This window comes from Polaromonas sp. AET17H-212 (assembly GCF_002379085.1).
GTDB lineage: Bacteria > Pseudomonadota > Gammaproteobacteria > Burkholderiales > Burkholderiaceae_C > Polaromonas.
Window position 1 is genome coordinate 109,527 of record NZ_NBZW01000004.1, and the last position, 23,371, is coordinate 132,897.

Consider the following 23,371-nt stretch of genomic DNA (forward strand, 5'->3'; position numbering starts at 1 on the left):
AAGTGATGTCAGCCGCGACGCCTCCCGGGGCCAGGTTGCTGGGCCCCATCCTGGTCGGCTTTGTGGCGGGCGCCGCCCTGCAGTTGCAGCAGCGGGGGCTGTGGGAGGCCGGAGGGTATGCGGGCATCGCCGTCGGTGCCGCCGTGCTGGCCGGCCTGGCGGCGTTCACCACGTCCCCGGCGAAGGCGGCTTGGTCCGCGCGCAGCCTGGCGGCGCTGCTGCTGGCTCTGGTGGCCGGGTTTGCCTTGACCGGCCTGCGCGCGGCAGCCTTCCAGGCCAGCGCACTGGCCCCGGCGCTGGAAGGCAAGGACATCGAGGTCACGGGGCGGGTGCTGGCCATGCCCCAGCGCAGCGACGACGGCCTGCGTTTCCGGTTTGCCGTGCAGAGCGCCCGGCTGGACGGGCAGCCGGTGGTGTTGCCGGCGCAGGTCTACCTCGGCTGGTATGCGGGTTTTGGCAGCCGGGAGCCCGCCGATGCCGAAAGCCTGGATGCCCCCGCGGCGCTTCTTGCGCTGCAGCGCCAGCCGCAGAACCTGCGCGCCGGTGAGTCCTGGCGCATGACGGTGCGCCTGAAGGCGCCGCACGGCAACAGCAACCCGCACGGCTTTGACTACGAACTCTGGCTGTGGGAGCAGGGCCTGCAGGCCACCGGTTATGTGCGTGCCGGGCCGCGCGATGCGCCGCCGCAACTGCTGGCCGGTGGTTGGCGCCACCCGGTCGAGCGGGCGCGGCAGTGGATGCGCGATGCCGTGTATGCCCGCGTGAGCGATCGCCAGCTGGCCGGCGTGGTGGCGGCCCTGCTGGTCGGCGACCAGAACGCCATCGAACGCGCCGACTGGGATGTGTTCCGGGCCACCGGCGTGGCGCACCTCATGTCGATCTCAGGGTTGCACATCACCATGTTCGCCTGGCTGGCGGCGCAGGCCATCGGCTGGCTGTGGCGGCGTTCGGCGCGCTGGAGCCCGGCCCTGTGTCTGGCGGTTCCGGCGGCGAGTGCCGCAGCCTGGGGCGGCCTGCTGCTGGCCGCGGCTTACGCGCTGTTTTCCGGCTGGGGCGTGCCGGCGCAGCGCACGGTCTGGATGCTGGCGGCCGTGGTGCTGCTGCGCCAGAGCGGCAAACGCTGGCCCTGGCCGCAGGTGTGGCTGCTGGCCATGGCGGTCGTGGTGGCGCTGGATCCCTGGGCCTTGCTGCAGGCCGGCTTCTGGTTGTCGTTTGTGGCGGTGGGGGTGTTGTTTGCTACAGATGCAGGAGCTGGATACGACCGTTCGACAATGGGTACAGGCCAAATCGACTCCCAAGCCTCAGGTGGGACGGCGATGCTGCCCGTCTGGCTGGGGGCGGCGGCTGCGTCTGTGGTTCGCGTTGCCCGCGAGCAATGGGTGGTGACCCTGGCGCTCACGCCGCTGTCGCTGCTGCTGTTCAACCAGGTCTCGCTGGTCGGCCTGCTCGCCAATGGCCTGGCGATTCCATGGGTGACCCTGCTGGTCACACCCCTGACCATGCTGGGCGTGCTCTGGGCGCCGTTCTGGGACCTGGCGGCCGCGGCGGTGGCGGCCCTGATGGTGTTTCTGCAATGGTTGGCACGCTGGCCGCTGGCCAGCATCAGCGTCGCGGCCGCGCCGCTGTGGTGTGCGGTGGCCGGTGTGGCGGGCGGTCTGTTGCTGGCCATGCGTCTGCCCTGGCACTGGCGGGCATTGGGCCTGCCGCTGCTGCTGCCGGTGTTGCTCTGGCAGCCGCTGCGTCCGCCGGCCGGCGAGTTTGAACTGATTGCCGCCGATGTGGGGCAGGGCAATGCACTGGTCGTTCGTACCGCCGGGCACACGCTGGTCTACGACAGCGGGCCGCGCTTTTCGCGCGAGAGCGACGCCGGGCACCGGGTGCTGGTGCCCTTGCTGCGCGCCCTGGGTGAACGCGTGGACACGCTGATGCTGAGCCACCGCGACAGCGACCATATTGGCGGCGCGCCGGCCGTGCTGGCGATGCAGCCCCAGGCGGTCTTGCTGAGTTCTATTGAAGACGGCCACGAACTGCAGGCGCTGCGCCCCGCCACGCGCTGTGTGGCGGGCCAGCGCTGGCAGTGGGACGGGGTCGATTTCGAGGTCCTGCATCCCGCCGCCGGCGACTATGCAACGCCGACCCGGTCCAACGCCATGAGTTGTGTGCTGCGCCTGTCCAACGGCCGGCGCAGCGCCCTGCTCGCCGGCGACATCGAGCTGGCGCAGGAGCAGCGCCTGGTGGCGGCGGGTGCGCTGCTGCGGGCCGACGTGTTGCTGGTGCCGCACCACGGCAGCAAGACCTCGTCCAGCGCAGCGTTTCTGGAGGCCGTGCAGCCCACGTTGGCGTTCGCGCAGGCTGGTTACCGCAACCGTTTTGGCCACCCGGCACCGCTGGTGCTGGCGCGTTACCGCGAGCGCGGGATTGCCGTGGTCACCTCGCCGGTCTGCGGCGCCGCGAGCTGGGCCAGCCAGCACCCGGCCGAGGTCCGCTGCCAGCGGCAGGCGGCACTGCGTTACTGGCAGCACCGGATGGACACGCCGCGCTAGAAATCGGCACAAATAGTGATTCGCCTACGAACGTCTGGCGCATTACTTGCTAAGCTAGCTGCATAACGATCCATTCGTAAACCTGCTGGAGACCAAGCCGATGAGCCGCCCCATGTTTGATGAGATGAATGCAACGGCGTCCAGCGTCCGCGAGCACTACCAGGCGTACCAGCGCTGGCTGGCCAGGCAGCCGGATGCGGTCATGCAGGCCAGGCGTGCCGAAGCCGAAATGATTTTCCGCCGTGTCGGCATCACCTTTGCGGTGTATGGCGACAAGGACGATGGCAACCCCGACAACGGCGGCACTGAGCGGCTGATTCCGTTTGACCTGATCCCGCGCATCATCCCCGCGCACGAGTGGGCCAGCATGGAAAAAGGGCTGATCCAGCGTGTCACGGCGCTGAACCGCTTTATCCACGATGTTTATCACGACCAGGAAATCATCAAGGCCGGCGTGATTCCATCCGAGCAGATTTTCCAGAACGCGCAGTTCCGCCCCGAGATGATGGGCGTCGAGGTGCCCGGCAACATCTACTCGCACATCAGCGGCATCGACATCGTGCGCGCCCCGAACGCGCAGGGCGAGGGCGAGTACTACGTGCTGGAAGACAACCTGCGCGTGCCCAGCGGCGTGAGCTACATGCTCGAAGACCGCAAGATGATGATGCGACTGTTCCCCGACTTGTTCAGCGAAAACCGCGTGGCACCGGTCGCGCATTACCCCGACCTGTTGCTGGAAACCCTGCGCGACAACTCGCCGGCGCACCGCGCCGAACCCACGGTGGTGGTGCTGACGCCGGGCATGTACAACTCGGCCTACTTTGAGCACGCCTTCCTGGCCCAGCAGATGGGCGTCGAGCTGGTCGAGGGGCAGGACCTGTTCGTCAAGGACAACTTCGTCTACATGCGCACCACACGCGGCCCGAAACGCGTCGACGTGATTTACCGCCGCGTCGATGATGACTTCCTCGACCCGCTGGCTTTCCGGCCGACCTCGACGCTGGGCTGCGCCGGCCTGCTCAATGTCTACCGCAGCGGCAACGTGGCGCTGTGCAACGCCATCGGCACCGGCGTTGCGGACGACAAGTCGATTTACCCCTATGTGCCCAAGATGATCGAGTTCTACCTCGGCGAAAAACCCATCCTGAAAAACGTGCCGACCTACATGTGCCGCAACGCGGACGACCTCCAGTACACGCTGGCCAACATGAAAGACCTGGTCATCAAGGAAGTGCATGGCGCCGGCGGCTACGGCATGCTGGTCGGCCCGGCGGCGACGCAGGCCGAGATCGAGGATTTCCGCCAGGCCTTGCTGGCCAACCCGGCCGGCTACATCGCCCAGCCGACGCTGAGCCTGTCGACCTGCCCGACCTATGTCGACAGTGGCATCGCGCCGCGCCACATCGATCTGCGGCCTTTTGTGCTGAGCGGCAAAACCGTGCAGATGGTGCCGGGTGGGCTGACCCGCGTGGCGCTGAAGGAAGGGTCGCTGGTGGTCAATTCCTCGCAGGGCGGCGGGACCAAGGACACCTGGGTGCTCGAAGACGGTGACAGCCCCTTGCAGTCCCAATCGCAGTCCCAGTCGCAGTCCGGACAGTCCCAGACACAGTCGCTGGCCTCCAACTGAAGGAAAAGGGAATCACCATGCTTTCAAGAACCGCTGATCACCTTTTCTGGATGTCTCGCTACACAGAGCGCGCCGAAAACACCGCGCGCATGCTGGATGTGAACTACCAGACATCCCTGCTGCCGCAGTCAACCGCCGTGGCGCAAGTGGGCTGGCAGGGCCTGCTCAGCATCAGCGAGCTCTCGGTCGCCTACGAAAGCAAATACGGCGGCGTGAACGCGCGCGACGTGATGGACTTCATGGTGCGTGACGAGAAAAATTCGTCGAGCATCATCTCCTGCCTGAAAAACGCGCGCGAGAACGCGCGCGCCGTGCGCGGCACGCTGACCACCGAGGTCTGGGAAACGCAGAACCAGACCTACCTCGAAATTTTCCGCATGCTGCGCAACGGCGACTTCGAGCGCGACCCCAGCCAGTTTTTCGAGTGGGTCAAGTTCCGCTCGCACCTGTCGCGCGGCGTCACCGTCGGCACCATGCTGCAGGACGAGGCGCTGTACTTCATGCGGCTGGGCACCTTCCTCGAGCGCGCCGACAACACCGCGCGCCTGGTCGACGTGAAGTTTCATGCGGTGCAGAGCGATTTTTACGGTGCCGCCAGCGAGAAGGACCAGGAGTACGACTTCTACCACTGGAGCGCGATCCTGCGCAGCGTCAGCGCCTTCGAGATTTACCGCCGGGTCTACCGCAACGTGATCAAGCCCGAACGCGTGGCCGAGTTGCTGATCCTGCGCGCCGACATGCCGCGTTCGCTGGCCGCCAGCCTGCAGGAGGTGGTGAGCAACCTGGCGAAGGTGACCGATGACCAGACCTGCGAGACCGTGCGCCGCGCGGGCAAGCTCAATGCCGAGCTGCAGTACGCGCGCATTGACGAGATCCTGGCCACCGGCCTGCACGCCTACCTGACGCAGTTCCTCGACCGCGTGAACGAACTCGGCGCCCACATCAGCCGCGACTTCCTGGTTCCGGCGACGGCGTGAAGCACTACCTCGCGCCGGGCCGCTCCTGGCAAGGCAGGCACCGAGGGGGGGCTTCATCCAAGCAGGGGCCGCGGAACCGGCTTTGCCGGGCCGCAGGCGCAGCGGCCCCCCCGGGGGGCAGGGAGCGACACGAAGTGCGCGACCGTGGGGGCCAGTCATGAAACTCCACGTCCGGCACACCACGCGGTACCGCTATACCGAGCCCCTGCGTTATGCGCTGCAGACGCTGTGGCTGACGCCGAAATCCGGCCCCTCGCAAACCGTCCTCTTCTGGACGCTGGGCGCGCCCGGCGTGTTGCACGAGCAGCATGACGGCTGCGGCAACAGCATCCACTCCTATACCTTTGTTGCAGATGCCGCGGCGCATGTGACGGGCAGCCTGGTCAACGCGGCGGGGCAGGTGGACACGCTGGGCGTGGCCGAATTCACCGACGAGGCGGCGATGCCGCACCCGGCCTTTTTTCTGCGGCCGACGGCATTGGCCGCGCCGCATGCGTCGCTGGCCGGATTCGGCCGCCGCTTTGTGCAGCCGTCCAGCCTGCCTGGCGTCACGGATTTAAACATGCTTTTGGCCCTGAGCCAAGGTGTGGCGGGTGCCGTCAGCTATCAAAAAAATAGCACCAGCGTGACCACCACGGCACTGCAGGCCTTTGAGGCCGGCGCCGGTGTCTGCCAGGACCAGGCCCATGTGATGGTGGCCATCTGCCGCAGCCTGGGCATTCCGGCGCGTTATGTCAGCGGTTATTTCTACGCCGCCAATGAACCCGACCTCGCCAGCCACGCCTGGGCCGACGTCTGCCTCGACGTGGCGGCCCGGCGCTGGGTGAGCATCGACGTGACCCACAGCTGCATGATCGACCAGCGCCATGTGCGCCTGGCCGTCGGCACCGACTACAACGCCTGCCCGCCCATCAAGGGCATACGCCATGGCGGCGGGGAGGAAGAGATGCTCGTGGATATCACGATTGAGCCGGTTTGAAGGGTGCGCTTGAAAGCCATCTTTTTTGAATTGGACGGGGTTGCATTTCCCGCGTAAAATCTGACTAGTTCATCAAACTAGTCAATTAATATGCGAACCGATGCCCCTCAGTCACCCGTACCCGCCTGGCGACTTCAAGATGCCAAGGCGCAATTCAGCGCCGTGGTGGACAACGCCATGCGCGGGGTGCCGCAACACGTCACACGCAGCGGCAAGCGGGCCGTGGTGGTTCTGTCGGAGGAAGACTTTGAAGCCCTGCAGCGCAGCGCGGCCAGCAGGGCTCATGCGCCTGTGAGCCTGATCGAGCATTTGCTGGCCATGCCTAAAGCGCCTCGCGGTGCGCAGACTGATTCGCCCCGCCTCGACATACAGCCCCGCGACGTGGATTTTTCATGATTCTGCTGGACACCATGGTGCTGTCCGAGTTGCGCAAGGCCAGGCCAAATGCGGGTGTGGTGGCGTATCTGAAAAGCCAGTCGCCTGATGCCGTCTTTGTGAGCGCCCTGACCATTGGCGAGATTGAAGCGGGCATTGAAAAGCAACGCAGCACGGCACCCGAATTTGCCGCGGAACTCGCCCAGTGGCTGGCTCTGATGGAATTGCAGTTTGCCCACAACATCCTGCCGGTGACCCCGGCGATTGCCAAACTGTGGGGACGGCTGTGCGTGCAGACGGGTAACAAGGGAATTGACAACCTGATTGCTGCCACCGCCTTGTGTCATAACCTGACGGTGGTCACACGCAATGTGAAGGATTTTGAGCCGACGGGGGTGCGGGTGTTTGATCCGTTTAGTGGGATAAAAGAGAGTGGGAGTTTTGCCTAACGGCCGCACTTATCCTTAAAGATTTTGATGATGCTAAAGAGTTTCTTGTCAGCCTTCGTAGGTCAAATGATGCTTGGTGGAAAAGTGATTCGGTTGCCTCGCCGTGGGTCTTTCGAGGGGTTGGCGATTTGGATAATTGGCGCTTGATCCCCTCTGCTTGGAGGCTTACCGCCAATCCATTGAATCCCTTGATCGAAAGAATCAAATCAGCGTGTCTGCAGTTCGATAGAGATGATGGCAATAACTTGATTTTTAGACGGCATCGTGAGTGGCAAGCCGCCGAGCAAGAAGCATTATTTCAATTCGCTGAGCTTGCTAACTCTGTAGGGTTCGAGACGAAGCCGGCGTTGTTCGGTAGAGACCGTAGCCCACTTGCCGTGGGTTGGTTACGGGGTTTTCGAGGAGATGGGCTATTTCCAGACGTGGAGCTGATGGCCCTGGCTCAGCATCATGGCATTCCGACTCGCCTGTTAGATTGGTCAACTAACCCGATGATCGCGGCCTTTTTCGCAGCAATTGCTGTCGGTAAGAGTAATCCCGATCAAAAAATTTGCGTGTGGGCACTTGACACTAGCGGCCCAGTGCAGTCAAGCGGCCTTATGAATTTCGGGAAATTTCGGATTGCAATCCATGCGCCTGCAAGAAGCAACAATCTCTATTTGCGATCTCAAGATGGGGTGTTAACGGAGCTTTTCGGTACAGACAATTTTTTTTGTGAACATGACAGATGGCCGGCCCTTGAAGATGCTTTTGATGGAACCGAGTTGCAGGAATCTTTACTGATTGGGCACACTTTAAAAGCTCAACATGCTCCTCTTCTTTTGACTTTACTGGAGAGGGAGGGTGTTAATCGTACGATGCTGATGCCATCACTTGATAACGTTGCGAAGTCGGTCATCACCAAATGGGGCATTGACCATTAGAAAAAGTTTTTTGTAGTGTAGGACTTGGGTTTGCGCTACTACCTCACCCGCGCCGCCACTTCCCGCCCCAGCTCGATCACCGCCATCGCGTAATAACTGCTCCAGTTGTAGCGCGTGATGGCATAAAAATTTTCCGTGCCCGCGACGTAACTCGGTGCGCTGCCGCCGTTGTTGGGGTCGCCATTGATCAGCTCGATCAGCGCCAGCGGCCCGGGGTGCTTCAGGGCTTCGCCTTCGAGCACCGCGCCCTTGGCGCTGAAGCTGGGCACGCTGAAGGTCGGCAGGATGTCGGGGGCCATCAGGGCGTCCATGTCCAGCGTGGCCGTGTCAAAACGCACGGGGTAATGCGTGGGCATGCCGGGTTGCCAGTTGAAGGCCTTGAAATAACTGGCGACCGAACCGATCACGTCGGCGGGGCTGTTCCACAAATCCACTTTGCCGTCGCCGTCGAAGTCCACCGCGTACTTGACCCAGCTCGAGGGCATGAACTGCGGCATGCCCATGGCGCCGGCATAGCTGCCGCGCGGGGCCAGCGGGTCGCTGCCCAGGCGGCTCTGGTGGCTGAGGAACTGTTCGAGTTCGCTTTTGAAAAACTCGCTGCGCTCCCGGGCCCGCGGATGGGCGGACGGAAAGTCGAAGGCCAGCGTGGTCAGGGCGTCCAGCACGCGGAACTTGCCGGTGTCGCGGCCGTAAATGGTCTCCACCCCGATGATGCCGACGATGATGTCGGCGGGCACGCCGTATTCCGCCTCAGCACGCGCCAGGCTGGCCTGGTTGTCCCGCCAGAAGGCGGCGCCGGCGGCGATGCGGACCGGGTCGATGAAGCGGCTGCGGTAGGTGCGCCAGTTCTTGGTGAAGGTCTTGGCCGGCGGCTGCATCAACCGCACAACGGTCGGGCTGAAGCGTGCTTGGCCGATGGCGTCGCGCACCCATGCCACGTCGAGGTCGCGCCGGCTGGCCAGGTCTTCGGCAAAACGCATGGCTTCGGGGCGGCTGGCGTAGGCGGTTTCCTGCTCGGCCGCCTGCTGCACCTTGATCCTCCCGGGTTTGAGGTCTTTTGCGGTGCTGGCGCCTGCTGTGCCTGCGCAGACAGCTATCAAAAGAAGAGCGGCCAGGACGCGGGGCGGGGCCGGGGGAGAAAACGGGCGGGCAATCATGCGGAAGGGTCGGGTCCAGAAAAACGGAAAGAAGGCAGGGCAGGCTGACAGTATGGCGCCAAGCGCATCCCCTGCTGTGTCAGGCGGGGAAAAAAAGTCAGGCCGGCCAGCGCAGGCCGGCATATTGCTTTTTGAGCAAGGCCACGCTGGTGGCCGTGCCGCCGGTAGGCGTGACGGCATAACGCTGCGCTTCGAGTTGCAGCAGCCAGTCGTGCAGCGCCTGGCCCTCGTCGCCATACCGCTGCCGGACCTGCAGCGCCAGCTGGCGCGGGGAGGTGGCGCCGTGGCTGTCCAGCCCGGCCTTGGCCAGCTGCTTGCGGACGCGGCCCAGCAGGCGCAGCCAGGGGTCGCGCTGGCTGCGGTCCCACAGGGTCCAGGCCGCACCGGCCAGGCTGACTGCCACGACGATGGCGATCAGCACATACGCCAGGTCTTCCCAGCTTGGGGATTCAAACCCGATGTCCTTGAGCAGTTGCAGCTGCTTGCCCTGCGTGTAGTTGAGGATCAACTGGTTCCAGCGGTTGTTGACCGCCTCCCAGGTGGCGCGCAGTTGCGCCGCCAGTGTCGGGCTGAAGGTGCCCAGGGCCTGCCCAACCAGCCCTTGCGGTGCCGCCAGCCGCTGGAAGGCGCCGGTGCGACCGGGCGCCACGGCCGAGGTCGGGTCCACACGCACCCAGCCCTGGCCGGCCTGCCAGACCTCGGCCCAGGCGTGGGCGTCGCTCTGGCGCAGCGCCCAGAAGCCATCGACTGCGTTGAGCTCGCCGCCCTGGTAGCCGGTGACGATGCGGGCCGGCACGTCCAGGGCGCGCATCAGCACCACAAAGGCGGACGCGATGTGTTCGCAAAAACCTTGCTTGCGGTCGAACCAGAATTCGTCGGCGGTGTTGGCACCGTACACGCCGGGCTCCAGCGTGTAGGTGTAGCCGCCGGTGCGCAGGCGGTCCAGCACGGCCTGCACCAGCGCCTGGGCACCGGCCTGGGCGTAACGCGGGTCGCGCCGGATCTCGGCGGCCAGCGCCAGCGTACGTGGGTTGAAGCCCGGCGGCAGTTCGACAAACTCCTGCAGGCCCACTTCCTGCCGGTCGGGCCCGTGCCTGAACACCGGGTGGCTTTTCACCTGGTAACGGACCAGGTCGGTGATGGGCCGGTCGGTCAACCATTGCAGGTCGCTGCTCATGCGGGTCTGGTAGCCCGGCAGGCGGGGGCTTTCGGCCGCGGCCTCCATCACGAACAGCCAGGGCCGGCTGGTCGGCTCGAGCGTGACCTGATAGGAAATGGGCGCGCCCTGCACGCTCAGGTTGTCGGCCAGCTTGTAGCGGGACGGAAACCCCGAGCGGGACGAGGGCCGCCACTCGCGCCCATCGAAGGCGGAGAGCACCGGCCCGCGAAAGTACAGCTCGCGCTGGGGTGGCGGCCGGCCTTCAAACGCCACGCGCATGGCGATGCTGCTGTCGAGCGCCAGGCTGGCGATGGTGCCGACCTGCATGGTGGCGCTCAGGCCGCTGCGGCCCGTCATGGCGTCCGAGGGAACGCCCCACAGCGGCGCCAGGCGCGGGAACAGCACAAACAGCAGCACCATCACCGGCGCGCCGAGCAGCGCCATCCAGCCGGCGGTTCTGGCGGCCTGCAGCAGCGGCGGTTTGCCGACCGGCATGTGGGCATTGACCAGGGCCGTCAGCAGGCCCAGCAGGCCCAGCAGCATGCTGAAGGCCGTCAGCAGCGACTGGGAGTAGAAAAAGTTGGTGAGCATCGTGAAGAAGCCCAGGAAAAACACCACAAAGGCGTCGCGCCGGGCACGCAGCTCCAGCGTCTTGAGCGCCAGCAGAATCACGATCAACGTGACGCCGGCGTCGCGGCCCAGCAAGGTCCTGTGGGTCAGCCATGTGGCGCCGACCGCCACAGCCAGCAGTACCAGCAGCCACCATTTGTTCGGCAGCGGTTTGCTCCCCAAGGCCAGCTGGCCGCGCCACAGCAGCATGCCGGCCGCCAGCGCGCTGCACCACCAGGGCAGCGCGTTGACTTGCGGCAGCAGCACCCAGGCGATGACGGCCAGCAGGAAGAGGGTGTCGCGGCTGTCGCGGGGCAGGGTTTGGAGGCGGGCTAGCATGTGGCTTTCCCGCACGTCCGTGGGCGTGCCTGCGCCTGTTGGCCGGGCAACCCCCGGCTTGTTGGCCCACCTCCACCGCAGGAGGTGAAGACAGCTTGTACAAGTTCAGCCCCAACCACGCAAGGCTGACGCGCCCAGCTTGCAGGGGTATGCGCGCTAGTCAACATACAGCCAGCGCCTCCAGACATTGCCGTTTGTGCGCCTCACCACTGGAGGGCTTGATCTCCAGCCCCGGCAAGCGCAGGCCGTAATTCAGGCCGAGCCTGTCGGCCTGCAGCACCCAGGCGCACAGCCGCGACAGCCGCGCTTCGGTGCCAAGCGAGCCGGCCTGCAGGAAATCCAGCCAGAGCTCGTGGCGCTGGGCCTGTTGGGTGTCGCGCACCACCAGGCCGTTGCCCTGGTCGTCGGCCTTGGCCGCCTTTTTCCACATGACGAGTTTGAGCGGGTCGCCTCGGCGGTAACCGCGTATGCCGTCGAACTCGCCGGCGCTTTGCCAGCGGGCCGAGGCGTCGGCGCCGCCGGAGCGCGGCTCGCCGGGGGGCAGGGGCGGTGGGCGTGACTCCGGCGCCGGGTAGACCAGCATCTGCGCGGCGGGACGCCAGACGGTCCAGACGCGGAAGGTGCCCAGCGGGAAGCGGGTTTCGGCGGTCAGCGTCGGCAGGCGGTGCAGGCCGCGGCGCTGCGCTGTGAAGGCGACCTGCACCGTGGCGCTGTTTTGCGCCGGCACATCGGTCCAGGCCCAGTGCGGCTGGCCGGTCCCGCCGGGTGCAGCCAGCACGCTGATGCCGATGCCGTGCCGCACGGAACGCCGGCTGTTCGTGAGTTTGACGTCGAAAATGGCTGCAGTGCCCGCGAAATGGGCGGGAGGTGCTATCAAATTCATGGCAAGGCCGCGCAGCGTGCCGTGGCACACATGCATGCCGGTGAGGGCGCTGCCGGCCAGCAGAAAGGTCAGCAGGTAGCCCAGGTTGAGCTGGTAGTTGATGGAGGCGACCAGCAGCACCATCAGCGTGAGCGCCAGCATCAGCCCGGGCCGCGTCGGCAGGATGTAGACATTGCGCTGGGTCAGCAACACGCTGTCGGTCAGCGGCAGGCGGCTTTGCCACCACTGCTGGAAACGGCCACGCACAAACGTCAGGGGGTTGAGAATGGCGACGGTCATGGACCGGTGGCCCCGCCGGGAGGCCTGCCGCAGCCACTGGCCGCCACGGATTGCGGATCAGGCCCGCCATGACCGGGCCGCCTCATGGCAGAGGCACGGCCTCGATCATGGCGCGCACCTGCTCGACCGCGCCGCGCCCGGCGTCGCTGACCGGGATCAGCCGGTGCGCCACGGTTTGCGGCAACACGGCCACGATGTCGTCCGGCGCCACGTAGTCGCGCCCGCTCAGGAAGGCCTGGGCGCGTGCGGCGCGGACCAGGGCGATGCCGGCGCGCGGGCTCAGGCCCTGCAAAAACCAGCGGCCCGAGCGGGTGGCTGCGATCAGGTCCTGCAGGTAATTGAGCAGGGGCTCGGACGCATGCACCTGCTGCACCTGTTGCTGCAGGTCCAGCAGGTCATGGGGCATGAGCACGGTGGCCAGCTTGTCGACCATGTCGCGGCGGTCGCCGCCGCCCAGCAGTTCGCGTTCGGCGGCGCGGTCCGGGTAGCCCAGCGAGATGCGCATGTGAAAACGGTCCAGCTGCGACTCGGGCAGGGCGTAGGTGCCGAGCTGGTCGTGCGGGTTCTGGGTGGCAATCACAAAGAACGGCACGGGCAGGGGCCGGGTTTCGCCCTCGACGGTGACCTGCTTTTCTTCCATGGCTTCGAGCAGGGCGCTTTGGGTGCGCGGGCTGGCGCGGTTGATCTCGTCGGCCAGCAGCACCTGGGCAAAAATCGGCCCGGGGTGGAACACGAAACTCTCCTTCTGGCGCTCGTAGATCGACACGCCGGTCAGGTCGCTGGGCATCAGGTCGGCGGTGAACTGCACCCGTGAAAACTGCAGTCCGAAGGAACGCGAGAGCGCGTGCGCCAGCGTGGTTTTGCCGACGCCCGGCACGTCTTCGATCAGCAGATGCCCGCCGGCCAGCAGGCAGGCGACGCAGTCCTGCACCTGGGCCGGCTTGCCCACAATGACCGTGTTAAGCTGATTCAGAAGCGTTTGAATTTTTTGTTTCGCGTTCATGCCATCAACCTTACCGCAAAATTTCTCCTATGAACGGCACCGCGTATTTCACCCATAAAGACTGCTGGAAACACGAGATGGGTGCCGGTCACCCCGAGTGTCCGGAGCGGCTCGACGCGATTGAAGACCGCCTGCTGATCACCGGCGTCGGCGATGCACTGGACCGGCGTGAAGCGCCGCTGGCCTCCATCAGCGACCTGGAGCTGGCGCATGGCCGCATGCTGATCGCCTCGCTGCGCGGCCTGAGCGACCAGCTCGCCGACGAGATCCTGGCGGGCGGCCCGACCCACGCGCAGATCGACCCCGACACCTCGATGAACGTGCACACCTGGACGGCGGCCCTGCGGGCGGCCGGCGCCACATTGGCCGCCACCGATGCGGTGATGGCGGGCGAGGTCGAAAACGCCTTCTGCGCGGTGCGGCCGCCCGGCCACCATGCCTGCCGTGACAAGGCCATGGGCTTCTGTTTTTTCAACAACATCGCGGTGGCAGCCAAATACGCGCTGGAGCGGCACGGCCTCAAACGCGTGGCGATTGTCGATTTCGACGTGCACCACGGCAACGGCACGGAAGACATCATCCGCGGCGACGACCGCATCCTGATGGTCAGTTTTTTCCAGCACCCCTATTACCCCTATACCGGCGCCGAGACGCAGGCCGCCAACATGGTGAACCTGCCGGTGCCGGCCTACACCAAGGGCATGGACATCCGCGAGCTGATCGAGATGATGTGGATTCCGCGCCTGGAGGCGTTCAAGCCGGAAATGATCTTCATCAGCGCCGGTTTTGACGCCCACCGCGAAGACGACCTGGGCCAGATGGGCCTGACCGAGCAGGACTACGCCTGGATCACCATGCGCATCAAGGACGTGGCCAGGCGTTACGCCAGGGGCCGCATCGTCTCCTCGCTCGAAGGCGGCTACAACCTGGGCGCGCTCGCTCGCAGCGTGGAGGCGCACATCCGCGTGCTTGCCGATTTATAGAACCGAAGACCTGTCGCTTTTCACACCCTCCAGAGTCCTGCCATGAATGATTCTCCGGCCCCCGTGCTGCACACCCGCGACGAACGCGGCGTGAACTGGCTGACGCTGAACCGTCCCGCCGCCTTCAATACCCTGAGCGAAGAGATGCTGGCCGCCCTGCAGGCCGCGCTGGATGCCGTGGGCGCCGACCCTGCCGCACGCATCGTGGTGCTGGCCGCCGAGGGCAAGGCTTTTTGCGCCGGGCACAACCTCAAGGAAATGCGCGCGCAGCCCGACCTGGCCTACTACCAGAAGCTGTTTGCGCAATGCACCCGCATGATGTTGACCATCCAGGCCTTGCCGGTGCCGGTGCTGGCCCGGGTGCAGGGGGTGGCCACGGCCGCCGGCTGCCAGCTGGTGGCGCAATGCGACCTGGCGGTGGCCGCCAGCCATGCCAGTTTTGGTGTCAACGGCATTGACGTGGGCCTGTTCTGCGCCACGCCCAGCGTGCCGCTGGTGCGCAACATTCCCGCCAAGCAGGCCATGGAAATGCTGCTGACCGGCGGCTTCATCAGTGCCGATGAGGCACGCGTGCGCGGCCTGGTCAACCGCGTGGTGGCGCCCGAGGCGCTGGATGCCGAAATAGAGCAGATGCTGCAGGCGATCCTGGCGAAACCGCGCGAGGCGATTGCCATGGGCAAGGCCTTGTTCTACCAGCAGCGCGAAACCGGCATCGCGGCCGCCTACCAGCTTGCCGGCCAGACCATGGCCTGCAACATGGTTCACCCGGTGGCGCAGGAGGGCGTGCAGGCCTTCATCGACAAAAGGAAGCCCCAATGGCCGGCCCTGTGAGCTCCCGGGCGGCGTCAGCCCGGATCGATACGCTCGATGAATGGTTTGCGGCCCTGGCCCAGCCCACGGCGTTGACCGAGCTGGCGGCACTGGTCGCCTGTGTGCTGCTGGCCTGGCTGCTGGTGCGGGTTGCCAGCCGCGCGCACCTGGTGGCCGACGGCAACTCCATCCTGTTTGGCCGGCGCGTGATTGACGGCGTGCTGTTTCCGCTGCTGCTGCTGACGTTTGCCTACGCCGCCCAGACCCTGCTGGCGCGGCTGTTCCCTTTGGCCGTGTTCAAGGTGGCGGTGCCAGTGCTGCTGGCGCTGGCGGTGATTCGGCTGGGCGTCAAGGTGCTGCAGGTCGCCTTCAAGGAAGCCCCGTTTGTGCGGGCCCTGGAGCGCACCATTTCGTGGCTGGCCTGGCTGGCGATGGTGCTCTGGGTCAGCGGTTTGCTCCCCTTGATTCTCGAAGAGCTGGACAACATCAAGTGGAAAGTCGGCAACTCGACCTTGTCGGTGCGCACCATGCTCGAGGGCGCAGTGACGGCCGGGGTGGTGCTGCTGATCGCGCTGTGGATCTCCGCGGCGATTGAAACACGCCTGCTGCGTTCGGCCACCGGCAACGAGCTGTCGCTGCGCAAGGCCGTCAGCAACGCCACCCGCGCGGTGCTGATGTTTGTCGGCCTGCTGATGGCGCTGTCGGCGGTGGGCATCGACCTGACGGCCCTGTCGGTGCTGGGCGGGGCGATCGGCGTGGGCATAGGTTTCGGCCTGCAGAAGCTGGCCGCCAACTACGTCAGCGGCTTTGTGATGCTGGCCGAACGCAGCGTGCGCATCGGCGACAACGTGCGTGTCGACAACTTCGAGGGCCGCATCACCGACATCAACGCGCGTTACACGGTGGTGCGCTCGCTGGGTGGCCGCGAGTCCATCGTGCCCAACGAGATGTTCATCAGCAACCGCATTGAAAACCTCTCCCTGGCCGATTCGCGCGTGTTGCAGGCCACCGTGGTGTCGGTGAGCTACGACAGCGACGTGGAGCTGGTGATGCGTTTGCTGACCGAGGCGGCGCTCGCGCAGGACCGCGTGCTGCGCGATCCCGGGCCGGGTGTCAATCTCACCAATTTCGGGGCCGACGGCCTGGAGTTCACGCTCAACTACTGGATGACGGACCCCGAGAACGGCCAGCAGAACCTGCGCTCGCGCATCAACCTCGCCATCCTGCAGTCCCTGCGCGAGCACCACATCCAGATTCCTTACCCGCAACGGGTGATTCACACGCGGCCCCTGCCGGCGGAAGACGTCAAGCCCGCCTGAGGTCGCCCGTGCCGCCGCGCCCGTTCCGGCGCGACGCTTCCCTTACTTCATGAAGGACGGCAGCCAGAGGCTGAGCCCGGGGAAGGCCAGCAGGATGCCCAGCGCCACCACCTGCATCACCACAAAAGGCCAGACGCCGCGGAAGATGTTACCCAGGCCGACCTTGGGCAGCAGGGTGTTGAGCACAAACAGGTTCATGCCCACGGGCGGCGAGATCAGGCCGATCTGGATCACCATCACGATCAGCACGCCGAACCAGACCGGGTCGAACCCCAGGGACACCACAATCGGGAAAAACAGCGGAATGGTCAGCAGCACCATGGTGAGCTCTTCCATCACGGTGCCCAGCAGCACGTAGATCATCATCATCGCGGCGACGATCATCACCGGCGACAGCCCCAGGTGGGTGATCCACTCCTTGAGGTCGTTCGGCATGGAGGTGAAGTTCACGAAGTTGGCAAAAATGGTTGCCGCGATCAGCAGGGTGAACAGCATGGCCGTGGTGCGCGCCGATTCGACCAGCACCTCGAACGTGGCTTTCACCGTCAGCCGGCGCCGCGCCAGTGCAAACAGGAAGGCGCCCGCCGCACCGATGCCCGCGCCCTCGGTGGCGGTGAACACGCCGCCGTAAATGCCGCCCAGCACCAGCACCACCAGCAGCAACACGCCCCAGATGCCGCGCAAGGCCTTCCAGCGCTCGGACCAGCTCGACTTCTCGCCGGCCGGCGCATGCTCCGGGTCCATGAAGGTCATGAACACCACGGCCACCATCAGCAGCAGGGCGATCAGGATGCCGGGAATCACGCCGGCTGCAAACAGCTTGCCGATGTTGGTTTCGGTCACGATGCCGTAAATGACCATGATGGTCGAGGGCGGAATCATGATGCCCAGCGTGCCGCCCGCGGCAATCACGCCGGTCGAGAGCGAGTCGCTGTAGCCCAGCCGTTTCATCGACGGGTAGGCGACCTTGCTCATGGTGGCGGCGGTTGCAATCGACGAGCCGCAGATCGCACCAAAGCCGGCGCAGGCCGCGATGGTGGCGTGCGCCAGGCCGCCGCGCAGGTGGCCGATGAAGGCGTAGGCGGCATGAAATAGTTCATGGGCCAGCCCGGCCCGTGCGACAAAATTTCCCATCAGGATGAACAGCGGAATCACCGACAGCGTGTAGGCAAAACCGGTTTCATGGACGACCTGGGCCGTGCTGGCAAGCGCCGGGTGCCAGCCGCGTGTCAGGCCCATGCCGACGATGCCGACCAGTCCCATCGCAAAAGCCAGCGGCAGGCGCAGCAGCGCCAGCACGAAAATGGCTCCAAAACCAAGCAGGGCTTCGGTCACAGCGTGACTCCTTCACCCGTGTCGGTATCGGCGGCGGGGCGGAACGCCATGCCCAGGTGGATCACGCCGGCCACGGCGCACAGCAAGGCCATGCCGTAGATAAACGGTGCCTTGAGGATTTTCAGCTGGGCGGTGGTCTCGCCGGTTTCCAGGTACTGGCCGCCGGTTTGCCACATCAGCCAGCCCAGGGCCAGCAACACAACCCCGCAGACCAGCTGCATCAGGGCGCGTTGCACCTTGCGCACAGCCTCGGGCAGGTAGTGGTCCAGCGAGTCGAACACCACATGTTCGCCGCGCAGCGAGACCAGCGGCAGGGCCGCAAAAATCACCACCACCATCAGCAGCTCGGTGAGCTCCAGGGAGCCGGGGATGGAGTTGGAGAGCAGCTTGCGGCCGCCCACGTCAAAAAAAGTCAGCGCCATGATGGCGAACAGGGCAGCTGCGGCCAGCAGGCCGCAGACCCTCTCGATGAGCTTGTTCAATCTATGTGCCTCAATCCATGAAAAAAAGCGCGGCCCTCATTGTCGAGGCCGCGCCGGGGCTGGCGTTCGGACGTCAGTCGCTTATTTTTCCTGGCGGGCGATTTCAGCGCGGAACTCAGCCAGCACCTTGGCCGCGTCTTTCAGGCCCTTGGCTTCGGCGTCCTTGATCCACTTCTTTTCCAGCGGAGCGGTCTTGGCCTTGACGTCGGCGACAAAGGCCGCATCGGCCTTGACGACCTGCACGTTGTTGGCCTGCATCAGACCCATGGCGCGGCGATCCACGCGGTCCCAGCCGCGGCCGTAAATACGCGCAGCCACTTCGCCGGAAATGGCGTCAACCGCTTTTTTCTCGTCGGCCGACAGCTTGTCATATTTGGCCTGGTTCATCATGAAGACAAAGCTGGTGTTGTACAGCCCACCGGGAAAGGTGGTGGCGTGTTTGATCAGCTTGTCGATCTTGAACGACTCGGTGGACTCGGCCGGGAACAGCGTGCCGTCCATGACACCGCCGGAGAGCAGCTCGTACGAGTCGGGCGCGGGCTTGAGCGTCACGTTCATGCCCAGCGTTTTTGCGATCTCGTTGACCATGCCGCCGCCGACGCGCCACTTCAGGCCGCCCAGCTCGGCCACGTTGGTCACGGGCCGTTTGGTGTTGAACACAATCCCGGGGCCGTGGGTGAAGAAGGACAGGACTTTCACGCCCTGGTGTTCCGCCTGGAACTGCGGATTTTTCATGGCCACCTTGTTGAAAGCCACGGAAATCGGCTCCGAGGTGTTGCCCAGGAAGGGGAACTCGGCCATCTGGGTGTAGAGGAAGCGGCCCGGGGTGTAGCCGTGCACGGTGTAGGACACGTCGGCCAGGCCGTTCTTGACGGCATCCATGGTGCCGGGCGCTGCGGTGACGCCGCGCGGCAGGATGTTGCACTTCATCTTGCCGGTGGTGTTTTTCTCCAGCAGATCGCACCATTCCTTCTGGGCCATGCTCAGGGTGTGGGTCGGTGGCAGCCAGCTCGAAACGGTCAGCACGGTCTGGGCGGAAGCAAGGCCGCTGCAGACAGTAAGCAGGGCGGCGGCAATCGGTTTGATTTTCATAAACACTCCGGGCGGTCAGGGGGCTGACCGGATGACTTTGTTGAGGGCTGACTCAGTGGCGGTGCTGCCCTGATTCATTCGGAACGCTCACTTTAAGTCAGCGATGGGCGCCAGTCTGTCCATGCTTACCCCAATTAACCGACCCAACGGTCTGTTAATTTGGCGCGCAAATGTCGCCTGGGCAACAGTGCTTTGGGGCGGCGGCTCTAATTCGGGCGCAAGCGGTCTTTATAATGAAATAGAACGATCGTTCTTTTTTGTTTTCTCCTGCCGGTGCAAGTCCATTCCCAAAGCCTGGGGTTCAGGAAGGCCGGCAGCCGCAGCATAGAATCAAGTGCTTTACGTACACGTCAATTCAATCAACTCTGGAGTCCTGCATGAAGGTCTTGGTACCCGTCAAACGCGTTGTGGATTACAACGTCAAAGTCCGCGTCAAATCCGATGGCACCGGCGTCGATATCGCCAACGTCAAGATGAGCATGAACCCGTTTGACGAGATTGCCGTCGAAGAAGCCACGCGCCTGAAGGAAAAGGGCGTGGTGACCGAAGTGATCGCTGTCAGCTGCGGCGTGGCGCAATGCCAGGAAACCCTGCGCACGGCCATGGCGATTGGCGCCGACCGGGCCATCCTGGTGGAAACCGCCGAAGAGCTGCAGCCGCTGGCTGTGGCCAAGCTGCTCAAGGCCCTGGTGGACAAGGAGCAGCCGCAACTGGTGATCCTGGGCAAGCAGGCGATTGACGACGACTGCAACCAGACCGGCCAGATGCTGGCCGCGCTGCTGGGCTGGCCGCAGGCAACGTTTGCCTCCAAGGTCGATGTCGCCGACGGCAAGGCCGTGGTCATGCGCGAAGTCGACGGCGGCATGGAGACCCTGAGCCTGACCCTGCCGGCCATCATCACGACCGACCTGCGCCTGAACGAGCCGCGTTACGTGACCTTGCCCAACATCATGAAGGCCAAGAAAAAGCAGCTCGACAACATCAAGCCCGAAGAGCTCGGTGTTGATGTCAAGCCGCGCATCAAGACGCTCAAGGTCAGCGAGCCGCCCAAGCGCAGCGCCGGCATCAAGGTGCCCGACGTCGCCACGCTGGTGGACAAGCTCCGCAACGAAGCCAAAGTAATCTAAGGAATTGACATGACCGCACTCGTCATCGCAGAACACGACAACGCCAGCATCCGTCCCGCCACCCTCAACACCGTCACCGCAGCCGCCCAGTGCGGCGGCGAGGTGCATGTGCTGGTGGCCGGCCTGAATGCCGGTGCCGCCGCCCAGGCCGCCTCCACTATCACCGGCGTGGCCAAGGTCATCCACGTGGACGGCGCCCACTTCGAACACGGCCTGGCCGAGAACATGGCTGCCCAGGTCATCGCGCTGGCCGGCAGCTACTCGCACATCCTGTTCCCCGCCACCGCCTCGGGCAAGAACATTGCGCCGCGTGTGGCCGCCTTGCTGGACGTGGGCCAGATCTCCGACATCACCAAGGTCGATGCGGTCGATACCTTCGAGCGCCCGATCTACGCCGGTAATGCGATTGCCATCGTGCAGAGCTCGGACGCCACCAAGGTCATCACCGTGCGCACCACGGGTTTTGATGCGGCGGCGGCCAGCGGCGGCTCTGCCGCTGTGGACGTCGTGACCGGCGTGGCCGACAGCGGCAAGTCGGTCTTTGTCGGCAGCGAAATCGCCAAGAGCGACCGCCCCGAACTGACGGCGGCCAAGATCATCGTCAGCGGCGGCCGCGCCCTGGGCAGCGCCGAAAAATTCAACGAGGTCATGACGCCGCTGGCCGACAAGCTCGGTGCCGCGCTTGGCGCCTCGCGTGCTGCCGTTGATGCCGGTTATGCACCCAACGACTGGCAGGTTGGCCAGACCGGCAAGATCGTCGCACCCCAGCTCTACATTGCCGCCGGCATCAGCGGCGCGATCCAGCATCTGGCCGGCATGAAGGACAGCAAGGTCATCGTGGCGATCAACAAGGACCCGGAGGCGCCGATTTTCAGCGTGGCCGACTACGGGCTGGAGGCCGACCTCTTCACGGCAGTCCCCGAACTGGTCGCCGCCCTGTAATCGGGTGGGATGAACAGGGCATCGCTGGCGGTGCCCTTTTTTTGCGCCGGATCACCGGCCGATGGATTGACTTCTGGACACTGGAGACACGACATGAGCTACAAGGCCCCCCTCAAGGACATGCTGTTTGACATCAAACACCTGGCCAACATCGACGCGGTGGCGCAGATCCCCGGCTTTGAAGAAGCCGGCTTTGACACCGCGCAGGCCGTGCTCGAGGAATGCGCCAAGTTCAATGAAGGCGTGTTGTCTCCGCTGAACTGGGAGGGCGACAAGAACCCGTCGAGCTGGAAAGACGGCGTCGTCACAACGACACCTGGCTTCAAGGAAGCCTACAAGCAATACGCCGAGGGTGGCTGGCAGGGCTTGCAGCATCCTGTGGATTTTGGCGGACAGGGTTTGCCGAAAACCATAGGCGCAGCCTGCGGCGAGATGCTCAACTCCGCCAACATGAGTTTTGCGCTGTGCCCGCTGCTCAGCGACGGCGCGATCGAGGCGCTGCTGACGGCCGGCTCGGACGAACTCAAGGCGGTCTACCTGGAAAAGCTGGTCAGCGGCAAGTGGACCGGCACCATGAACCTGACCGAGCCGCAGGCCGGCTCGGACCTGGCCATGGTGCGCAGCCGTGCCGAGCCGCAGCCCGACGGCACTTACAAGGTGTTCGGCACCAAGATTTTCATCACTTACGGTGAACACGACATGGCCGAGAACATCGTCCACCTCGTGCTGGCCCGTGTGACCGGCGCGCCCGAAGGTGTCAAGGGCATCAGCCTGTTTGTCGTGCCCAAGTTCCTGGTCGGCCAGGACGGCACGCTGGGCGCGCGCAACGACGTGCACTGCGTGAGCATCGAACACAAACTCGGCATCAAGGCCAGCCCGACGGCCGTGCTGCAGTACGGCGACCACGGCGGCGCCGTCGGCTACCTCGTCGGCCAGGAAAACCGCGGCCTCGAGTACATGTTCATCATGATGAACTCGGCGCGTTACGCCGTCGGCATGCAGGGCATCGCGATTGCCGAGCGCGCCTACCAGAAGGCCGTGAGCTTCGCGAAAGACCGTGTGCAGAGCCGCCCGGTCGATGGCTCGATCAACGCCAGCGCGCCCATCATCCACCACCCCGACGTCAAGCGCATGCTGATGACCATGCGCGCCTACATCGAAGGTTGCCGTGCCATGGCCTCGGTGGCGGCGGCGGCGTACGACGCCTCGCACCACCACCCGGACGCCGACGTGCGCAAGCAGAACCAGGCCTTCTACGAATACATGGTGCCGCTGGTCAAGGGCTACAGCACCGAGATGAGCCTGGAAGTCACCTCGCTGGGCGTGCAGGTGCACGGCGGCATGGGCTTCATCGAGGAAACCGGCGCGGCGCAGTATTACCGCGACGCCAGGATCCTGACGATTTACGAAGGCACAACCGCCATCCAGGCCAACGACCTGGTCGGCCGCAAGACCGCGCGTGATGGCGGCCAGACGGCCAAGGGGATTGCGGCGCAGATCGAAACCACCGAGGCGCAGTTGCTCAAGCAGGGCGGCGCCGCGGCGAAGACCGTGGCCAGGCGCCTCAAGGCCGCACGCGAAGCCTTTGTCGATGTGGTGAACTTTGTCGCCGGCAACACCAAGACCTCGCCGAATGCCGTGTTTGCCGGCAGCGTGCCTTACCTGATGCTGGCCGGCAACGTGGTCGCCGGCTGGCAGATGGCGCGTTCGCTGCTGGTGGCCGAAGAGCATCTTGCCCGCGGTGAAGACGCCGCCTTCATGCAGGCCAAGATCACCACGGCGGTGTTCTACGCCGACCATCTGCTGAGCAAGGCGCCCGGCATGCGCGACAGCATTGTCGAAGGGGCCGACAGCGTGACCGCGCTGGCGCTGGAGGCTTTTTAGGCCGCCACTGATTAGCTATTGATTTGATAGCTGTTGTCGCCCGATTGACAAGGGCCAGGCTCATTTTTCGCTCAAAATCCGACAAGAACCATCCC

20 protein-coding genes are annotated in these 23,371 nt (G+C 64.8%); 13 read left to right on the forward strand and 7 right to left on the reverse strand.

All coding sequences use genetic code 11. From position 1 onward, the window contains the following. Positions 1 to 5 precede the first annotated feature (5 nt). From B7G53_RS05835 to B7G53_RS22990, 7 genes are all read left to right on the forward strand, one after another. A complete protein-coding gene (locus B7G53_RS05835) occupies positions 6 to 2,543 on the forward strand; it encodes a DNA internalization-related competence protein ComEC/Rec2 (RefSeq protein WP_096665130.1) in 2,538 nt (845 codons plus the stop codon). Between the two features lie 100 nt (positions 2,544 to 2,643). After that, on the forward strand, positions 2,644 to 4,170 hold the full coding sequence (locus B7G53_RS05840) for a circularly permuted type 2 ATP-grasp protein (protein ID WP_096664925.1): 1,527 nt from the start codon (positions 2,644 to 2,646) through the stop codon (positions 4,168 to 4,170). A 17-nt stretch (positions 4,171 to 4,187) separates the two neighbouring features. Beyond that, positions 4,188 to 5,147 (forward strand): alpha-E domain-containing protein, encoded by a 960-nt coding sequence (locus B7G53_RS05845; protein ID WP_096664927.1) that lies wholly within the window; start codon positions 4,188 to 4,190, stop codon positions 5,145 to 5,147. 157 nt (positions 5,148 to 5,304) lie between these two features. Then, positions 5,305 to 6,126, forward strand: coding sequence for a transglutaminase family protein (locus B7G53_RS05850; protein ID WP_096664930.1), 822 nt, complete (start codon positions 5,305 to 5,307; stop codon positions 6,124 to 6,126). A gap of 90 nt (positions 6,127 to 6,216) precedes the next feature. Next, positions 6,217 to 6,522: a type II toxin-antitoxin system prevent-host-death family antitoxin gene (locus B7G53_RS05855; protein ID WP_096664933.1), complete on the forward strand. Its 306-nt coding sequence runs from the start codon at positions 6,217 to 6,219 to the stop codon at positions 6,520 to 6,522. Continuing rightward, a complete protein-coding gene (locus B7G53_RS05860) occupies positions 6,519 to 6,950 on the forward strand; it encodes a type II toxin-antitoxin system VapC family toxin (protein ID WP_096664935.1) in 432 nt (143 codons plus the stop codon). Before B7G53_RS05855 ends, B7G53_RS05860 begins: the two co-directional genes overlap by 4 nt. 188 nt (positions 6,951 to 7,138) lie before the next feature. Beyond that, positions 7,139 to 7,873: an FRG domain-containing protein gene (locus B7G53_RS22990; protein ID WP_141396297.1), complete on the forward strand. Its 735-nt coding sequence runs from the start codon at positions 7,139 to 7,141 to the stop codon at positions 7,871 to 7,873. A 38-nt stretch (positions 7,874 to 7,911) separates the two neighbouring features. Here B7G53_RS22990 and mltB read toward each other — a convergent pair whose 3' ends face one another. The 4 genes from mltB to B7G53_RS05885 all read right to left on the reverse strand — a co-directional run bounded on the left by mltB (position 7,912) and on the right by B7G53_RS05885 (position 13,302). After that, complete coding sequence (gene mltB, locus B7G53_RS05870) at positions 7,912 to 9,030, reverse strand: lytic murein transglycosylase B (RefSeq protein WP_096665133.1); 1,119 nt, start codon at positions 9,028 to 9,030, stop codon at positions 7,912 to 7,914. A gap of 97 nt (positions 9,031 to 9,127) precedes the next feature. Further along, the gene (locus B7G53_RS05875; protein WP_096664940.1) at positions 9,128 to 11,137 is read right to left on the reverse strand and encodes a transglutaminase family protein; all 2,010 of its coding nucleotides are present in this window, start codon (positions 11,135 to 11,137) and stop codon (positions 9,128 to 9,130) included. Positions 11,138 to 11,297: 160 nt separating this feature from the next. Then, on the reverse strand, positions 11,298 to 12,299 hold the full coding sequence (locus tag B7G53_RS05880) for a DUF58 domain-containing protein (protein WP_096664943.1): 1,002 nt from the start codon (positions 12,297 to 12,299) through the stop codon (positions 11,298 to 11,300). Between the two features lie 82 nt (positions 12,300 to 12,381). Further along, entirely contained in the window at positions 12,382 to 13,302 is a 921-nt protein-coding gene (locus tag B7G53_RS05885; RefSeq protein ID WP_096664946.1) for an AAA family ATPase, read from the reverse strand. Positions 13,303 to 13,331: 29 nt separating this feature from the next. Here B7G53_RS05885 and B7G53_RS05890 point away from each other — a divergent pair, with 29 nt between their 5' ends. From B7G53_RS05890 to B7G53_RS05900, 3 genes are read left to right on the forward strand one after another with little or no spacing between them, the layout of a single operon-like run. Then, positions 13,332 to 14,285, forward strand: a complete 954-nt coding sequence (locus B7G53_RS05890) for a histone deacetylase family protein (RefSeq protein WP_096664950.1) — start codon at positions 13,332 to 13,334, stop codon at positions 14,283 to 14,285. 42 nt (positions 14,286 to 14,327) lie between these two features. Then, complete coding sequence (locus tag B7G53_RS05895) at positions 14,328 to 15,116, forward strand: enoyl-CoA hydratase (protein ID WP_096664953.1); 789 nt, start codon at positions 14,328 to 14,330, stop codon at positions 15,114 to 15,116. Continuing rightward, positions 15,101 to 16,414 (forward strand): mechanosensitive ion channel family protein, encoded by a 1,314-nt coding sequence (locus B7G53_RS05900; RefSeq protein WP_096664957.1) that lies wholly within the window; start codon positions 15,101 to 15,103, stop codon positions 16,412 to 16,414. The genes B7G53_RS05895 and B7G53_RS05900 overlap by 16 nt, the downstream gene beginning before the upstream one ends. A 42-nt stretch (positions 16,415 to 16,456) precedes the next feature. Here the strand turns inward: B7G53_RS05900 and B7G53_RS05905 are convergent, their stop codons facing one another. The 3 genes from B7G53_RS05905 to B7G53_RS05915 all read right to left on the reverse strand — a co-directional run bounded on the left by B7G53_RS05905 (position 16,457) and on the right by B7G53_RS05915 (position 19,323). Further along, positions 16,457 to 17,749: a TRAP transporter large permease gene (locus B7G53_RS05905; RefSeq protein ID WP_096664960.1), complete on the reverse strand. Its 1,293-nt coding sequence runs from the start codon at positions 17,747 to 17,749 to the stop codon at positions 16,457 to 16,459. Further along, on the reverse strand, positions 17,746 to 18,231 hold the full coding sequence (locus B7G53_RS05910; protein ID WP_255249918.1) for a TRAP transporter small permease: 486 nt from the start codon (positions 18,229 to 18,231) through the stop codon (positions 17,746 to 17,748). Before B7G53_RS05910 ends, B7G53_RS05905 begins: the two co-directional genes overlap by 4 nt. A gap of 81 nt (positions 18,232 to 18,312) precedes the next feature. After that, positions 18,313 to 19,323, reverse strand: coding sequence for a TRAP transporter substrate-binding protein (locus B7G53_RS05915; RefSeq protein ID WP_096664963.1), 1,011 nt, complete (start codon positions 19,321 to 19,323; stop codon positions 18,313 to 18,315). 377 nt (positions 19,324 to 19,700) lie between these two features. Between B7G53_RS05915 and B7G53_RS05920 the strand changes: the two genes are divergently transcribed. The 3 genes from B7G53_RS05920 to B7G53_RS05930 all read left to right on the forward strand — a co-directional run bounded on the left by B7G53_RS05920 (position 19,701) and on the right by B7G53_RS05930 (position 23,276). Next, positions 19,701 to 20,450, forward strand: coding sequence for an electron transfer flavoprotein subunit beta/FixA family protein (locus B7G53_RS05920; protein WP_096664966.1), 750 nt, complete (start codon positions 19,701 to 19,703; stop codon positions 20,448 to 20,450). A 9-nt stretch (positions 20,451 to 20,459) separates the two neighbouring features. Continuing rightward, a complete protein-coding gene (locus B7G53_RS05925; protein ID WP_096664969.1) occupies positions 20,460 to 21,392 on the forward strand; it encodes an electron transfer flavoprotein subunit alpha/FixB family protein in 933 nt (310 codons plus the stop codon). 93 nt (positions 21,393 to 21,485) lie between these two features. Further along, on the forward strand, positions 21,486 to 23,276 hold the full coding sequence (locus B7G53_RS05930) for an acyl-CoA dehydrogenase (RefSeq protein WP_096664972.1): 1,791 nt from the start codon (positions 21,486 to 21,488) through the stop codon (positions 23,274 to 23,276). Positions 23,277 to 23,371: the final 95 nt, after the last annotated feature.

Excerpts from the sequence above, each read along its gene's own strand:
- B7G53_RS05850 (WP_096664930.1), top strand. The coding sequence starts at position 5,305 with ATGAAACTCCACGTCCGGCACACCACGCGGTACCGCTATACCGAGCCC.
- B7G53_RS05855 (WP_096664933.1), top strand. The coding sequence starts at position 6,217 with ATGCGAACCGATGCCCCTCAGTCACCCGTACCCGCCTGGCGACTTCAA.
- B7G53_RS05920 (WP_096664966.1), top strand. The coding sequence starts at position 19,701 with ATGAAGGTCTTGGTACCCGTCAAACGCGTTGTGGATTACAACGTCAAA.
- B7G53_RS05900 (WP_096664957.1), top strand. The coding sequence starts at position 15,101 with ATGGCCGGCCCTGTGAGCTCCCGGGCGGCGTCAGCCCGGATCGATACG.
- B7G53_RS05880 (WP_096664943.1), bottom strand. The coding sequence starts at position 12,299 with ATGACCGTCGCCATTCTCAACCCCCTGACGTTTGTGCGTGGCCGTTTC.
- B7G53_RS05875 (WP_096664940.1), bottom strand. The coding sequence starts at position 11,137 with ATGCTAGCCCGCCTCCAAACCCTGCCCCGCGACAGCCGCGACACCCTC.
- B7G53_RS05925 (WP_096664969.1), top strand. The coding sequence starts at position 20,460 with ATGACCGCACTCGTCATCGCAGAACACGACAACGCCAGCATCCGTCCC.
- B7G53_RS05835 (WP_096665130.1), top strand. The coding sequence starts at position 6 with ATGTCAGCCGCGACGCCTCCCGGGGCCAGGTTGCTGGGCCCCATCCTG.
- B7G53_RS05915 (WP_096664963.1), bottom strand. The coding sequence starts at position 19,323 with ATGAAAATCAAACCGATTGCCGCCGCCCTGCTTACTGTCTGCAGCGGC.
- B7G53_RS05860 (WP_096664935.1), top strand. The coding sequence starts at position 6,519 with ATGATTCTGCTGGACACCATGGTGCTGTCCGAGTTGCGCAAGGCCAGG.
- B7G53_RS05845 (WP_096664927.1), top strand. The coding sequence starts at position 4,188 with ATGCTTTCAAGAACCGCTGATCACCTTTTCTGGATGTCTCGCTACACA.
- B7G53_RS05840 (WP_096664925.1), top strand. The coding sequence starts at position 2,644 with ATGAGCCGCCCCATGTTTGATGAGATGAATGCAACGGCGTCCAGCGTC.
- B7G53_RS05930 (WP_096664972.1), top strand. The coding sequence starts at position 21,486 with ATGAGCTACAAGGCCCCCCTCAAGGACATGCTGTTTGACATCAAACAC.
- B7G53_RS05895 (WP_096664953.1), top strand. The coding sequence starts at position 14,328 with ATGAATGATTCTCCGGCCCCCGTGCTGCACACCCGCGACGAACGCGGC.
- B7G53_RS05885 (WP_096664946.1), bottom strand. The coding sequence starts at position 13,302 with ATGAACGCGAAACAAAAAATTCAAACGCTTCTGAATCAGCTTAACACG.
- mltB (WP_096665133.1), bottom strand. The coding sequence starts at position 9,030 with ATGATTGCCCGCCCGTTTTCTCCCCCGGCCCCGCCCCGCGTCCTGGCC.
- B7G53_RS05890 (WP_096664950.1), top strand. The coding sequence starts at position 13,332 with ATGAACGGCACCGCGTATTTCACCCATAAAGACTGCTGGAAACACGAG.